General features: G+C 74.4%; 11 protein-coding genes and 1 pseudogene. 8 read left to right on the top strand and 4 right to left on the bottom strand.

What is annotated here, in order from left to right; genetic code table 11:
* The first annotated feature begins 66 nt into the window (after positions 1-66).
* From ACWC2T_RS31905 to ACWC2T_RS31915, 3 genes and pseudogenes are all read left to right on the top strand, one after another.
* Complete coding sequence (locus ACWC2T_RS31905; RefSeq protein WP_450673811.1) at positions 67-1,287, top strand: LLM class flavin-dependent oxidoreductase; 1,221 nt, start codon at positions 67-69, stop codon at positions 1,285-1,287.
* Between the two features lie 26 nt (positions 1,288-1,313).
* The gene (locus ACWC2T_RS31910; protein WP_450673812.1) at positions 1,314-2,702 is read left to right on the top strand and encodes an NtaA/DmoA family FMN-dependent monooxygenase; all 1,389 of its coding nucleotides are present in this window, start codon (positions 1,314-1,316) and stop codon (positions 2,700-2,702) included.
* 11 nt (positions 2,703-2,713) lie between these two features.
* A pseudogene (locus ACWC2T_RS31915) lies at positions 2,714-2,992 on the top strand (LLM class flavin-dependent oxidoreductase); the annotation flags it as partial.
* Between the two features lie 62 nt (positions 2,993-3,054).
* Here the strand turns inward: ACWC2T_RS31915 and absR1 are convergent.
* Complete coding sequence (gene absR1 / locus ACWC2T_RS31920; protein WP_450673813.1) at positions 3,055-4,146, bottom strand: beta-glucuronidase AbsR1; 1,092 nt, start codon at positions 4,144-4,146, stop codon at positions 3,055-3,057.
* 95 nt (positions 4,147-4,241) lie between these two features.
* Here absR1 and ACWC2T_RS31925 point away from each other — a divergent pair, with 95 nt between their 5' ends.
* Positions 4,242-5,960 (top strand): LuxR family transcriptional regulator AbsR2, encoded by a 1,719-nt coding sequence (locus ACWC2T_RS31925; RefSeq protein ID WP_450673814.1) that lies wholly within the window; start codon positions 4,242-4,244, stop codon positions 5,958-5,960.
* A 3-nt stretch (positions 5,961-5,963) separates the two neighbouring features.
* Here ACWC2T_RS31925 and ACWC2T_RS31930 read toward each other — a convergent pair whose 3' ends face one another.
* Positions 5,964-8,576 carry a CHAT domain-containing protein gene (locus ACWC2T_RS31930; protein WP_450673815.1) on the bottom strand — a complete coding sequence of 871 codons (2,613 nt, stop codon included), beginning with the start codon at positions 8,574-8,576 and terminating at the stop codon, positions 5,964-5,966.
* Between the two features lie 76 nt (positions 8,577-8,652).
* Between ACWC2T_RS31930 and ACWC2T_RS31935 the strand changes: the two genes are divergently transcribed.
* The 3 genes from ACWC2T_RS31935 to ACWC2T_RS31945 are packed head-to-tail and all read left to right on the top strand — an operon-like array spanning position 8,653 to position 11,188.
* The gene (locus tag ACWC2T_RS31935; protein WP_450673816.1) at positions 8,653-10,077 is read left to right on the top strand and encodes a S8 family peptidase; all 1,425 of its coding nucleotides are present in this window, start codon (positions 8,653-8,655) and stop codon (positions 10,075-10,077) included.
* Positions 10,074-10,712, top strand: a complete 639-nt coding sequence (locus ACWC2T_RS31940) for an RNA polymerase sigma factor (protein ID WP_450673817.1) — start codon at positions 10,074-10,076, stop codon at positions 10,710-10,712. The genes ACWC2T_RS31935 and ACWC2T_RS31940 overlap by 4 nt, the downstream gene beginning before the upstream one ends.
* Positions 10,709-11,188 (top strand): hypothetical protein, encoded by a 480-nt coding sequence (locus ACWC2T_RS31945; RefSeq protein WP_450673818.1) that lies wholly within the window; start codon positions 10,709-10,711, stop codon positions 11,186-11,188. The genes ACWC2T_RS31940 and ACWC2T_RS31945 overlap by 4 nt, the downstream gene beginning before the upstream one ends.
* An 82-nt stretch (positions 11,189-11,270) precedes the next feature.
* Here the strand turns inward: ACWC2T_RS31945 and ACWC2T_RS31950 are convergent, their stop codons facing one another.
* Both ACWC2T_RS31950 and ACWC2T_RS31955 read right to left on the bottom strand, forming a co-directional pair.
* Positions 11,271-12,494, bottom strand: a complete 1,224-nt coding sequence (locus ACWC2T_RS31950) for a cytochrome P450 (protein WP_450673819.1) — start codon at positions 12,492-12,494, stop codon at positions 11,271-11,273.
* A gap of 122 nt (positions 12,495-12,616) precedes the next feature.
* Positions 12,617-13,408, bottom strand: a complete 792-nt coding sequence (locus ACWC2T_RS31955; RefSeq protein ID WP_450673820.1) for an N-formylglutamate amidohydrolase — start codon at positions 13,406-13,408, stop codon at positions 12,617-12,619.
* An 83-nt stretch (positions 13,409-13,491) separates the two neighbouring features.
* Here ACWC2T_RS31955 and ACWC2T_RS31960 point away from each other — a divergent pair, with 83 nt between their 5' ends.
* On the top strand, positions 13,492-13,833 hold the full coding sequence (locus tag ACWC2T_RS31960; RefSeq protein ID WP_450673821.1) for a DUF5713 family protein: 342 nt from the start codon (positions 13,492-13,494) through the stop codon (positions 13,831-13,833).
* Positions 13,834-13,929: the final 96 nt, after the last annotated feature.

The following is a 13,929-nucleotide window of genomic DNA, read 5'->3' on the forward strand; positions in this document are numbered from 1 at the left end:
TCGCCCTCGCCGACGCCTGCCCTCGCGAGCCGGTGTTCTCGTCCGGACATCAAGGAAGGCACCGACGTGTCCTCAGCTCCCTCCCCAACTCCCGCCGACCGACTGCACCTTGCCGTCGCCCTGGAAGGCACCGGCTGGCACCCCGCCTCCTGGCGCGAGCCGGTCGCCCGCCCCCGGGACCTGTTCACCGCCGGCTACTGGGCCGACCTGGTCGCCGAGGCCGAGCGCGGTCTCATCGACTTCGTCACCATCGAGGACGGCCTCGGCCCGCAGTCCTCGCACTTCCTCGACCCCGACGAGCGCACCGACCAGGTACGCGGCCGCCTCGACGCGGTCCTCGTCGCCTCCCGCGTGGCCCCCCTCACCCGGCACATAGGCCTGGTCCCGACCGTGGTGGCCACCCACACCGAGCCGTTCCACATCTCCAAGGCGATCGCCACCCTCGACTACGTCAGCACCGGCCGCGCGGGCCTGCGCGTGCAGATCACCGCCCGGCCGAACGAGGCCGCCCACTTCGGCCGCCGCACCATCCGCCGGATCGACGCCTACGACAGCCCGGCCGCTCAGGACGTGGTCACCGAGCTGTTCGACGAGGCCGCCGACCATGTGGAAGTGGTCCGCCGGCTCTGGGACAGCTGGGAGGACGACGCCGAGATCCGGGACGCGGCGACGGGCCGTTTCATCGACCGGGACAAGCTGCACTACATCGACTTCGAGGGGCGCCACTTCAGCGTCAAGGGTCCCTCGATCACCCCGCGTCCGCCGCAGGGGCAGCCGCCGGTCACCGCCCTCGCCCACCAGACGGTCCCGTACCGGCTCGTCGCCCGCCAGGCCGACGTCGGCTATGTCACCCCGCACGACGTGGAGCAGGCACGTGCGATCGTCGCCGAGATCCGCGCCGAGCAGCAGGCCGCCGGCCGGGCCGGGGACACCCTGCACGTCTTCGGTGACCTCGTCGTCCTTCTCGACGACAGCGGGGCGCAGGCTCGGGCGCGGCGGGAGCGGCTGGACGCCCTCGCCGGTGCGCCGTACGCCAGTGACGCCCGGATCTTCGCCGGTACGGCCGTCGAACTCGCCGACCTGCTGGAGGAGTTGGCGGCCGGCGGGCTGACCGGGTTCCGGCTGCGGCCCGCCGTCGCCGGGCACGACCTGCCCCGCATCAGCCGCGACCTGGTGCCCGAGCTCCAGCGCCGGGGCCGCTTCCGGGACGCCTACGAGGCGGACACCCTGCGCGGCCTGCTCGGCCTCGCCCGCCCCGCCAACCGCTACGCAGCAGCCATCGCCTGAGCAGCCGGAGAGGACGACCGCACCCCATGAGCAAGCCGCTGAAGCAGATCCACCTGGCCGCCCACTTCCCCGGCGTCAACAACACCACCGTGTGGAGCGACCCGGCCGCCGGCAGCCACATCGAGTTCAGCTCCTTCGCGCACTTCGCCCGGACCGCCGAACGCGCCAAGTTCGACTTCCTGTTCCTCGCCGAAGGGCTCAGGCTGCGCGAACAGGGCGGCCAGATCTACGACCTGGACGTCGTCGGCCGCCCCGACACCTTCACCGTGCTGGCCGCGCTGGCCGCCGTCACCGACCGGCTCGGCCTGACCGGCACCATCAACTCCACCTTCAACGAGCCCTACGAGGTGGCCCGGCAGTTCGCCAGCCTCGACCACCTCTCCGGCGGCCGCTCCGCATGGAACGTGGTCACCTCCTGGGACGCCTTCACCGGCGAGAACTTCCGCCGCGGCGGCTTCCTGCCGCAGCAGGAGCGCTACTCCCGCGCCAAGGAGTTCCTCGCCACCGCGCACGAGCTCTTCGACTCCTGGCGTGGCGACGAGATCCTCGCCGACCAGGCGACCGGCACCTTCCTTCGGGACGCCAGGGCCGGCGCCTTCGTGCACCAGGGGCAGCACTTCGACATCCACGGCCGGTTCAACGTGCCGCGCTCCCCGCAGGGCCGTCCCGTGATCTTCCAGGCGGGCGACTCCGACGAGGGCCGCGAGTTCGCCGCGGCCGGCGCGGACGCGATCTTCAGCCGGTACAGCACGCTGAAGGAGGGCCAGGCCTTCTACACGGACGTCAAGTCCCGCCTCGCCCACTACGGCCGCCGCCCCGACCAGTTGCTCATCCTGCCCGCCGCGACCTTCGTGCTCGGCGACACCGACCAGGAGGCCGCCGAACTCGCCCGCGAGGTGCGCCGGCAGCAGGTCAGTGGCGCCACCGCCATCAAGCACCTGGAGTTCGTCTGGAACCGGGACCTGTCGGCGTACGATCCCGAGGGCCCGCTGCCCGACGTCGACCCGTTGGTGAGCGAGGAGCACATCTCCCGGGGCCGCGCCCAGGTGCGGATGTACCGGGACCCGATCGCCATCGCCCGCGAGTGGCGGCAGCTCGCCGAGGCCAACAAGTGGTCCATCCGCGACCTGGTCATCAACACCGGCAACCGGCAGACCTTCGTCGGCTCCCCGGCCACGGTCGCGCAGACCATCAACGACTTCGTGCAGGCCGACGCCTCCGACGGCTTCATCCTCGTCCCGCACATCACCCCCGGCGGCCTCGACCCCTTCGCCGACAAGGTCGTACCCCTGCTCCAGGAACGGGGCGTGTTCCGCGCCGACTACGAGGGCACCACCCTGCGCGACCACCTGGGCCTCGCCCACCCCGACGCCGACCACGACACCGCAGCCACGCCCGAGCGGGCCGCGTCGTGAAGTTCCTCGCGATCACCCTGATCATCGGCAAGGGCAACGGCGCGGCCCAGCGGGAGCTGTTCCCCGTCACACCCGAGGACCAGTGGGACCGCAACGCCGAGAGCTACGAGGTCTTCCGGCAGAGCTGGCGGCAGGACAGGGTCACCGCCGGCACCCGTTTCCGGCCGCCGCTGAAGGACGCCGAGGTGTGGCCACGGCCGTACCAGCGGCCGGTCCGGGTCTGGCATGACAGCGACGCGGGCGCCCGGTCCACTCCTTCCGGTGTGGTCGCGGTCGTCACCTCCCCCGTGGGTGACGACCGCGACCGCTTCCCCCCGGCGCCGGACCTGTGGTCGGTGTCGTCCGTGTGCCGTCACCAGCACATGACCGCCGTCTCTCCCGAGCCCCACGTGGAGTGGAGGCGGACGCGGACGACATAGCGGCGGCCCCTGACCAGCCGGACCCGGACGGCGGCGTTGTCCGGCGTGCCGCCGTCGTCGTGCCCCGCGAGGAAGCGCGGCACCCCGTCGCGCTCCTCGAAGACCACGAGCACGGCGTCGGCGTCGCCGAAGGCGGCCACGGTGTAGTCGCGGGTCTCCGGCGGCTCCACGGCGAAGTCGGCCTGCTCACCCGGCCCGAGCCCGAGCGGCGCCGACCGGAACGGCACCAGCTCGGCCGGCCCCGCCGGGTGCGCGGGCGGATACCAACGCAGCACGAACTCCTTGTCGGCCGGGGACGGGTCACCGGCCGGAGTCAGCCCCCCGCGGTACTGCTCCGGCTCCAGCACCAGCCCCGGGCCGAACGAGAACGTCATCACCGACTGCGGATCCCACACCGAGCCGCTCGCCTCACCGGCGTCCAGCTCGCGCAGCACGTTCGTGTACGTCGTCTCCCGGCTCCAGAAGTTCGGCGGACCCGCCAGCTCGGCGTACACGGCCTCGTCGTCCCAGTGGAGAGCGGCGTACGGGCTCTGGTGCTCGTGCACCATGCCGAGCGCGTGCCCGATCTGGTGCAGCACCGTCCCCCGCTCCCCGGGCCCGGTCACGTCCCAACCCAGGTTCATGGTGCGCTCGCTCCGGCCGACCGACAGCGCCTCGCGGCCCACCGCCGACCAGGAACCGCCGCCGGCCTGGAACCCGATCCGCAGCTCCGCCTCGCGCCGGTCGCCGACCTCGGCGAACGTGACGCCGATGCCGAGCCCCTGCCAGGCGCGGAAGGCGTCGCGGACCGCGTCCCGCTGCTCCTCGCCGCCGGCCCACGGCACCCGGCGCAGTTCACCGGTCCCGGGGACCGGGATCACCGAGGAGGCGCAGGCGTCGGAACCGTCGAAGAAGGCGTAGTGCAGCACCGTGCCGTTGACCCACATCCGCCGCCCGGCGAGCAGCGCGTCCAGCCGCTCGGCGGTCAGTCCCGGTGCGAAGCACGGGGCCGGCTGCCGCGGGAGCGAGCAGAGGCGTCGGGTCATGCGGCCAGCCTGCCCGCCGGCCGGTGCCGGGCGCCTGAGTCGGGGGCTACTCAAGTCGCCCTGTATCAAACCTGAGTACGCGCGCTCTGCATGAGGTGAGGACTTACGAGCAGGACGCGAGGACGCTGGAGTTCCCCTGGCCGTTCACCGGCCGGGAGGACGAACTGGAGCGGGTGCGCGGGGCGTCGGCCGCCGGCCGGCCCGGCATCGTGGTGACCGGACCGGCAGGCCACGGCAAGACCCGGCTGATCACGGATGCGGTCCGGGGCACGGAGCACGCCCTGGTCACCGGCACGCCCGAGGCCCGGGACCTGCCCTTCGCGGCGTTCGCCCACCTGCTGCCCGACACCGTCTCGCTGCACCGCGCGGTGCGGATCCTGTCCGGCGTACGGCTCCTCGTCGTGGACGACGCCCATCTGCTGGACGACGCCTCCGCCGCCCTCGTCCACCAGCTCGCCGTGCACGGCCGCACCCGGCTGGTCGTGGCCGCGGTGGACGGCGGGCCCGCGCCCCGTGCGGTGTCCCGGCTGTGGACCGGGGAGCTGCTGCCCCGGCTGGCCCTCGAACCGCTGCCCTGCGAGGACGTGGCCCACCTGCTCGCCACCGCCGGCCTGGAACCGCTCACCGTCCGCCGCCTGCACCGGGTGTGCCGGGGCGATCTGCGACTGCTGCGGGACCTGGTGGGCGCGCTGGGCAGGGCCGGGCGTCTGGTTCCCGTGCCCGGCACGGACGAACGGGCCTGGCGGGGGCCGCTGCCGGTCACCGCGGCCGTACGCGAACGACTCGCACAGGTGCTGGAGCGCGTTGGCCCCGGAGAGCGGGACACGCTGGAGCGCCTGGCGTTCGCCGAGCCGCTGGCGTTGTCCCTGTCCCAGGACGACCTCGACCTCGACGTCCTGGAGCGCCTGGAGACGGACGGCCTGATCCACGTCGACGACGACAGCGGCGAGGTCACCCTCGCCCATCCCCTGCACGGACCCGCCCTGCGCGCCACGGCCGGCACGCTGCGCGCCCGCCGGCTGGCCACCGGCGTCCCCGGCGCGTACGGCCCGGCCCTGGAGTCCGAACAGCGGGCCATGGCACGGCGGATCGAGCAGCTGGACGTCCGGCCGGTGCCGACGCCGGTCGGAGAGTGGCTCGTGGCCGAGGGCGCCGCGCTCCCGGCCGGGTACGCCGCCGTCCGTGCCCGCTTCGCCCGGCTGCGGGGCGAGCTGCGGGACGCCGCCGCCTGGGCTCGCCAGGGGTTGCGAGGGGTGCCGGGGGACCCGGGGTGCGGTGCCGAACTGCGGCTGGCCGAGGGTGGGTTGGCGGAGGCGGGCGATGGTGACGTGTACGCCCGGTACGACGCCGTACGCCTCGGGGCGCCCGAGCGGGCCGCCGGGCGGCTGCCCGCGGGCAGCGTGTTCGCGCGGCACGCGGAGGCGCTGGCGCGCGGCGACGGGGCCGGACTGGACCGGGCCGCCGAGAGCCTTCAGGAGCGTGGCTTCCTGCTGTTCGCCGCCGAAGCGTACGCGCAGGCCGTACGAGCACACCGCGATCCGCGTGCCGCACGGCTCTCCCGTACCCGTGCGGTCGCTCTCGCGCGCCGGTGCCAGGGCGCTCGCACGCCGGCCCTGGCGGGGCTGGTCCTCGGCGAACTCACCGCCCGGCAGCGGCAGATCGTGACGCTCGCGGCATCGGGGCTGAGCAACCGGGAGATCGCCGAGCGGCTGACCCTGTCCGTGCGGACGGTGGGGAACCATCTGTACAGCGCCTACAGCCGCCTTGGCACCGGTGACCGGGGAGCGTTGCCGTCGCTGTGCGCGTCGGCGTGATCCTCAAGCCGCCCCGAAAGCGGCGAACGCCCAGCCCGTCGCCTGGTGGACCGGGTCCTCGGGCAGGGCCGCGCGGGCGTCGCGGAGGGCCTCGGCCAGGGACAGGCCCGCATCGAGGCCCTTGTGGAGCGCGAGCATCAGGGGCACCACCGCCGCGTCGTTGACCGGGGCGCTGCTCGCCACCACCCCGGCCGTGCCGAGCGGCAGCAACGCCGTGACCAGGCCGAGGAGTTCGTCGGCGCCGACGGAGGCGAGACGGGCGGTGTCGCAGCTGGAGAGGATGATCCGGTACGGGCTGCGGGCGAGCCGTTCGAAGTCGTGCACGATCAGCGGGCCGTCGGCCATGCGGAGGGCGGAGAACAGCGGGCTGTCGGCGCGGAACGTGCCGTGGGCGGCGAGGTGCGCGAGGGCCGCGCCGTCCAGCTGCTCCAGGACACGGGGGACCTGGGCCTGGTCGCCTTCCAGGACCGTCGCCGTGCCGTAGCGGCCGACCAGTTCCGGTACCTCGGCTCCGCCGGTCGCCAGGCCCGGCCCGCGTACCAGCACATGCCGGCCGCCCGGTGGCGGCTCGGTCTCGCGGGCGCGCAGCCAGCTGCCCGCCGACGGCGACACGCTGAGCACCCGGTCCCGCAGCGCGGGCAGCAGCGCCCACGGCACCCGGTGCAGCGCCCCCGGCGGCACGATCACCACCGGACCCGCGCCGAGCCGGTCCGCCGCCGCGCCCAGCAGCAGTTCCTGCAGGCGCAGGCCCGCGGCCTGAACCAGCGGCAGCCGGGCCGCGGCACCGGGGTGGGCGAGCCGCCGCAGCCCGGCCTGGACGTGCTCGGCCTCGGCCACCGCCTCGGCCAGCGGCCCGCCGGTGAACCGCCGCACCTGGCCCTGCCCGCACAGCAGGACGTGCACCCGCCCGCCGACCACGGCGAGTTCGACCAGGCACGCCTCGCCGAGCCGGTCCAGCAGCCGGGCGGTGTCGAAGCGGTCGCCCTCGTGCGGGGCGGAGCCGCGGATGTGACGGGTGCGGGAGCGGACCTCGCGCTCCAGGCGCCGTTGTTCGCGCTCCAGCGCGGGCACCGGGCGGCCCTCCATCCGGGCCTCCTCGGCACGGGCCGCGATCTCCCGGTAGGCGGTCAGGCCGCTCAGCAGCGCCGGGTCGGCGGGCGGCCGGGTGGACGGCGCGGACAGTACGGTCGCCCGCCAGCGCTCGCTCCACTCCAGCAGCCGGCGCGGCGTGCCGTGGGCAAGGCTCACCTCCTGGGCCAGCGCGGCCAGTTCGGCGCCTTGCGCGGTGGCGTACGCCCGCAGCTCGGAGGCGCCGAGCGTCATCCGGTGGTCGTCCAGCACGTCCAGGCCGCGCCGGCAGGCCTCCAGCACACCTCGCCGGGACCCGGCCGCGCGCGCCCGGAGCGCCTGTGCCGCCCAGCCCGTCACCCGGGCCGGCGGCGGCCCGCCGTACCGGCTGCGCGCGGCCACCGCCAGATGCCGTTCCGCGTCCGCCGTCCAGCCCAGCGCGAGCGCGATCCGGCCCGCGAGCAGGGAGGCCTCCGGCGCGGCGGGCGAGCCGAAGGAGGCCAGCTTCCCGGCGACCGCCGCCGCGTCCGCGACCAGCCGCCCCGAGCCACGCCCGGCCGCCACCCGCGCCTCGATCAGCACCAGCCGGGCGTGCTGCTCCCACCACATCCGCCGCTGCGCCGCGAACAGCCGTACGGCGAGGGCGGCGCGGGCCACGGCCGTGTGCGGGTCCCCGGCCGACCGGGCGGCCCGCGCGGCGGCGAGCAGCAGTTCGGCCTTGCGGGTGGACTGCCCGCCGATCCGGTCCAGCATCGCGATCGTCGCGTCCGCCTCGACCAGTGCCTCCGGGGCCAGACCGGCCGCCATCAGCACCTCGCAGCGCCGGATGGACAGCATGTAGGTGGGCGTGCCGAGTTTCGCGTACCGCTCCTCGGCCTCGTCCAGCAGCCGCAGCGCCGCCGGGATGTCCCCGGAGCGGAAGGCGGCCAGGCCCCGGCTCTCCACCGCGTCGGCCTTGTCGTGCTCCTGGCCGGTGGTGTCCCACAGCCGCTCCGCCGCGGTGAAGTCCGCGACCGCCCGGTCCACGGCCCCCAGCGCCAGATGCACGGTGGCCCGCAGCGTCAGCGCCCGCGCGGTCCAGATGTCGTCGCCGGCCTGCCGCAGCACCGGCAGCGCCCGCCGTACGTCCTCCAGCGCCTCCCGGTGATGCCCCAGCACCCACCACACGTACGCCCGCCGGTACAGCACCCGGGCCCGGGTGTGTCCGCTGCCCCGCGCGACCCCGCGCTCGAAGGAGGTGAGCCCCTGCCGCGTGCGCCCCGCGTGCACCAGTGCGACCCCGAGCGTCGCCAGCACATCCGCCTCGCGATCGGCCGACTCGGCGCGCGCGGCCAGGTCCCGGGCCCGGCGCAGATGCCCGAGCGCGATCCGCAGGTCGCCGAAGTCCCGCTGCCAGATGCCCAGCACCTGGTGGGCCACGCTGGCGTGCAGCGGCGGCGGACAGGCCCCCAGCACCTGTTCCGCGCGTGCCCGGGCCTCGCCCGGATCGGCGAACACCAGGGGCAGCAGTTCGAGAACCGACTCGCTTCCCGCCGTCACGCCTCGCATGGTAGTGGCCACCTGTATCAGACGGTGGCCCCCCGGCTCTCACTGTCGAACACCGTCTTCAGGGGGAGGACAGGTCATGGCTCCACAGCGGTTCCACGAGCAGTTCGAGCACATCCAGCGCTCCATGCCGGACGTATCCCTGGCCATGGGGCCGGGCGACGACGCCCACTTCCTCTACGAGAAGGGGGTCGTCCTGGCCCGGGACGGTGCGGAGGCCCGCGCGGTCGAGGACGCGGTGCGCGCCCACTTCACCGCGACCGCGGGACTCGACCCCGAGCACGTCCGCCGGGACGGCCCGGAGACCAACCGCACCGGTGTCACCCGCATCCGCACCGGCGACCCGAGCGCCGGCGACGACACCGTCCCGCACGCACTGCGCGCCCTGCGGGAGGCCGAGGACCGCCAGGGGCGCCGGCTGGTGGGCCGTAACCACGTGGTGCACATCGCGGTCAACGCCTGCCCCGCCGACGAGCCCGCGCCCGTCGCGCGCACCCAGCCGGCCAACCCGGCCGCCGCCGACGGCGGTTACGACGCGGACGGCGCCGTCGGCGTCCTCGTGATCGACACCGGACTGGTCCACGACCACGGTTCCTATCCACTGCTCGCCCACACCACGGGCGACGCCCAGACGGCCGAGACCGACACCGACGGCGTGCTCCGCCAGTACGTCGGCCACGGCACCTTCATCGCCGGGATCCTCGCGGCCGTCGCACCCAACACCGCGATCACCGTCCGCGGCACCCTGAACGACGCCGGGGCGATCCTGGAGTCCGAGTTCGGCGCCCGGCTCTTCGAGGCCGTCGACCAGGGCGGCTGGCCGGACATCATCAGCCTCTCCGCGGGCACCACGACCGAGAACGGCGCCGGGCCGATCGGCCTGGACGCGTTCATGGGCGAACTGCGCCAGCAGGGCACCCTGCTGGTGGCAGCCGCCGGCAACAACGCCAGTGACACGCCGTTCTGGCCCGCCGCCTACGCCGCCCTGCCCGAGTACGCGGACAGCGTGCTGTCGGTCGGCGCGCTGCGCGCGGACGGCGACGGCGAGGCCTGCTTCAGCAACCACGGCCCCTGGGTGCGGGTCTACGCCCCCGGCGAGCGCCTCACCAGCGCCCTCACCGGCTTCGACACGCCCGTGCCGTACGTCTACCAGCACTCCACCTACGACGCCTGCCGGTTCGGCTTCGACTATCCGTGCACCTGCCAGTTCCCGCGCCACACCGGCGTGCTGAGCGAGGGCCGGGAGAGCACCGGGGCCAAGCCGGACCAGGTGATGTTCGACGGCCTCGCCCAGTGGAGCGGCACCTCCTTCGCCACCCCGGTCGCCGCGGGCCTGGTCGCCGCCCGGATGACGGCGCACGGGGAGCGCGACCCGCGCACCGCCCTCGCCCGGCTGCTCGCGTCCACCACCGACACCGCCGTGGTGCGCGGGGCGCACGTCACGGCGCTGCGGCCGGCCACCTGGCGCCCGGTTCCGGTCGTCGCCCCGGCCGTACCCGCATGAGGTCCGGAACGCTCCGCTCCACGGCGTACCATGACGTGCCGTACACGAGGGGTGGAGCCGTGGACCGAACAGAGGTCGGCGCGCTCGTCCAGTCCGCCGTCGACGGGGACGCCGCGGCCTGGAAGGCGCTGGTGGAAGGGATGAGTCCGCTGGTGTGGTCGGTCGTGCGCGCACACCGGCTCTCCGACGCCGACGGGCACGAGGTCTACCAGACCGTGTGGTTCCGCTTCGCCCAGCACCTGGGCCGGATCCGCGAACCCGACAAGGCGGGTTCCTGGCTGGCCAGTACGGCCCGCCACGAGTGCCTGAAAGTGCTCAGGAGCCTGGCCCGGCTGACCCTGACGGACGATCCGCGGGTGCTGGACCGGGCCAGTGAAGAGCGGACCCCGGAGGAGTCGCTGATCGACTCGGAGGACGCGGCGGACCGGGCCGAGCGGGTGCGCCGCCTGTGGCAGGAGCTGGACGGAATGGGGGAGCGCTGCCGGCAGCTGCTGCGCGTGCTGGTCTCCTCCCCGCCGCCCAGCTACGGTGAGATCTCGGCCGCGCTCGGCATCGCGGTCGGCAGCATCGGACCGCTGCGCCAGCGCTGTCTGCGCCGGCTGCGGGCCCGGATGAACGCACGGGGTGCGGCGTGAACGACGACCATCGGTTCCCAGAACCGGGCGCGGCGGACGAGGAGTTGGCGGACTGCCTGCTGGAGGAGGAGCTGCGCCAGGCGGCCGCCGTCCTCGACCCGGTCCCGGACGCCCTGCGGCAACTGGCCCTGGACGCCTACGCGTTGCACGACCTGGACGCGAGGATCGCCGAGCTGACCTTCGACTCGCTCGTGGACGCGCTGCCGGTCAGGGGCGTGCCGGACGCCCCGCGGATGCTGACGTTCAGCGCGGGCGAGGTCACCGTCGACGTCGAGGTCACCGAGGACGGACTGATCGGCCAGGTGCTGCCGCCGCAGACCGCGCGCATCGAGGTGCTCGGCGGCCCCCAGACCGCCCGTCCGGTCACCGTCGACACCCTCGGCCGTTTCACCAGCGACACCCCACCGGCCGGCCCGTTCGCCCTCAGGCTGCGGACCGGCACGGAGGTGATCGTCACGGAGTGGCTGCGGGCGTAACCCGCTCAGGAGGCCCAGGTCACCGGCAGCGTCCGGGGGTAGGAGACATGGACCGGCTCGCCCGCCGCGACCCTGAACCGGGTCAGGCGGCCCAGGTCACGGGGAGTGTGCGCGGTCCGCGGATCATCGTCCGGTGGCGCCATCGCACCTCCTCGGCGGGTACCGCGAGCCGCAGACCGGGCAGCCGCTCCAGCAGGGTGTCGACCAACAGCTCGGTCTGCAGCCGGGCGAGCAGCGTGCCGGTGCAGAAGTGCGGGCCGTTGCCGAACGCCACGTGCGGGTTGGGCTCGCGGTCGGGGTCGATGCGGTCCGGGTCCGGGAAGACGGCCGGGTCGCGGTTGGCGGCGAGGTAGGAGACGTAGACCGGCTCGCCCGCCGCGATCCGGTGGCCGGCGATCTCCACGTCCTCCAACGCGATCCGGGCGAGCCCGACCGAGCTGCGGTGGGGAATCCACCTCAGCAGCTCGTCCAGCACGGGTCCGCGGGCCTCGGGCCGCCCCCGCATCCGCTCCATCAGCTCCGGCCGGGTCAGCACCAGGTACAGCATCTGCCCGCAGTTGTGCGTGACGGCCTCGCCGCCGATCTGCAGCGGGCCGGCCAGCCCGACGGCCTCCTCCTCGCTGATCTCGCCGCGCGCGACGGCCCCGCCCAGCATCGAGTAGACATCCTCGCCGGGGCTGTGGGCGCGGGCGCGGACGGTCGTGGTGATCCACCCGTACAGGCCCTCCTTGGCCCGGCCGGCCGCCTCGGCCCCGTTGGTGGAGATGATCTCCCGGGTCCAGGCGTGCACCTGCTCCCGGTCGGCGGCGGCCACGCCCATCACCTCGCTGACCACGGTGAGCGGGAACGGCTCCAGCACCCGCTCGATCAGATCGGCCGGCGGCCCGTCCCGTACGACGCCGTCCACCAGCTCGTCCAGGATCTGCTGAGCACGGGGCCGCAGCCGCTTCATGGCGCTCACCGTGAAGGCGCCGGCGACCGGCTTGCGCAGCCGGTTGTGGTCGGGCTGGTCGGCCCAGGCGAGCGAGCCCGGGCGGGGCGCGAAGTTCGGTGCCATCCGGGTCACCTGACGGCGGGTCACCTCGGTGCGGCTGAACCGAGGGTCGTTGGTGATCAGCTTCACGTCGGCGTAGCGGGTCGCCAGCCACGCCCAGCCCTCGCCGAACGGCAGCCGGATCCGGGTCAGCGGGCCCTCGCGCATCAGGCCGGCGAGGACCGGGTCGAAGTCGGTTCCGTCCAGGTCGGGCGTGGACCAGTCCCGTACGGGCGGCGGGGCGTGGCCGGTGAGCGTGGTCTCCTCGGTCATGCCGTCCAGCCTGGTACGGGTGCCTCCGGCTGTCCTGCGGTGCTGCTCCGAGTGGTGGGGCCGGGCACCCATGGGGGTGGGGCTGTGTGCCGTCGGGCGTGCGCGGCTTCGGTGCGCCGCGCTCAGGTCGCTTCGATCAGTTCGGCCAGCGCCGCGGCCAGGCGGTCCAGGCCCGGCCCCGCCGCTCCGCCCGGCTCCGCCATGTAGGTGTCCCGGCGGATCTCCACCATCAGGGCGCTGACCCGGGCGTCGGCGCCGTAGAACTCCAGGGGTACGTACGTCCCCGCGAACGGGCTGTCCAGCCCGGTCTCCCCGCAGTCCGCGAACGCCTTCAGAGCCGCTCGGACCAGCTCCGGCGGGGTGTGGAAGGAATCCGTGCCCAGGCACACCGGCGGACGCGGCCCGGCGCCGTGCAGCTCGTAGGGCAGGGGCTCGGTCGGATAGGAGTGCACGTCGATCACCACGGCCCGCCCGGTCGCGGCCAGCCGGTCGGCCACCGCCTCGGCCATGGCCCGCGCGTACGGCCGGAAGTACCGCGCCAGCAGCGGCTCCGGGTCGGTGTCCGCAGGCCGCAGCTCGCCTCGGTGCGTGGTCCGCGTGTACACGGCGCCCATGCCGACGGCCGTCATCTCCTCCCGTGCGTCCGGGAACCGCTCGGGATCAACGACCAGCCGGGAGAGCCGGTTCACGAACCGCCAGGGCGTGACGCCGACCGACTGGGCGGCCCGTTCGGCGAGTTCGGCGGTGTGCGCGTCCGTGATGTGGTCCAGCTCCCGTTCCAGCGCGGTGTCGTCCAGCACGATCCCCCGGCGCACGTCCTCGGGGATCGCCCGCGCGGAGTGCGGCACGTGCAGCAGCACGGGCGAGGCGGGGTCACCGGGGAGGAGTTCGTACGAGGGACCGGACCAGGTCACGGGCTGCTCCAGGGGACGTTGTCAGTGGCGTGGTGCAGGATCAAGGTGTCACATCGACAGCGGGCGAGGGGCGGGACCGGAGCATGCAGATCAGCAATCCCCAGGTGGCGGGGCACGCCTTCCTGGACGGGCTGTACCGGGACGGGTACTTCCCGGACCACGTCGTGGACAAGGGCCGGGCGATCCTGCTCGCCCTGTGCGCGCGCATCGAGGCCGAGCGGCCCATCGATCTGGGCGCGCTGTACCGGCTGACGCAGGCCGCCACCGAGGAGTTCAACACGCTGGAGGCCGAGTTCGAGGCGGCCGGCAGCGAGATCGAGACCGTCGCCCGCGAGGAGATAGGCGAAGACTTCTGGTTCGTCGCGCGCGCCTACGGCTTCGACGACGCGGACGCGGAAGAGCTGATCGCCACCCGGGAGTGGTGACGGCCGGCCTTGCTCCCGCACGCGGGCGGTGCCCGGACACGCCTCCGCCCCGGCCGGGGCACCGACCGGGGCGGAAGTTCCCTCACGTGAGCGGCT

Source organism: Streptomyces sp. NPDC001393, from assembly GCF_053597455.1.

Coding starts and splice junctions, on each gene's coding strand:
- ACWC2T_RS31930 (WP_450673815.1), bottom strand. CDS start 8,576: ATGCGAGGCGTGACGGCGGGAAGCGAGTCGGTTCTCGAACTGCTGCCC.
- ACWC2T_RS31960 (WP_450673821.1), top strand. CDS start 13,492: ATGCAGATCAGCAATCCCCAGGTGGCGGGGCACGCCTTCCTGGACGGG.
- ACWC2T_RS31910 (WP_450673812.1), top strand. CDS start 1,314: ATGAGCAAGCCGCTGAAGCAGATCCACCTGGCCGCCCACTTCCCCGGC.
- ACWC2T_RS31935 (WP_450673816.1), top strand. CDS start 8,653: ATGGCTCCACAGCGGTTCCACGAGCAGTTCGAGCACATCCAGCGCTCC.
- ACWC2T_RS31950 (WP_450673819.1), bottom strand. CDS start 12,494: ATGACCGAGGAGACCACGCTCACCGGCCACGCCCCGCCGCCCGTACGG.
- ACWC2T_RS31940 (WP_450673817.1), top strand. CDS start 10,074: ATGAGGTCCGGAACGCTCCGCTCCACGGCGTACCATGACGTGCCGTAC.
- absR1 (WP_450673813.1), bottom strand. CDS start 4,146: ATGACCCGACGCCTCTGCTCGCTCCCGCGGCAGCCGGCCCCGTGCTTC.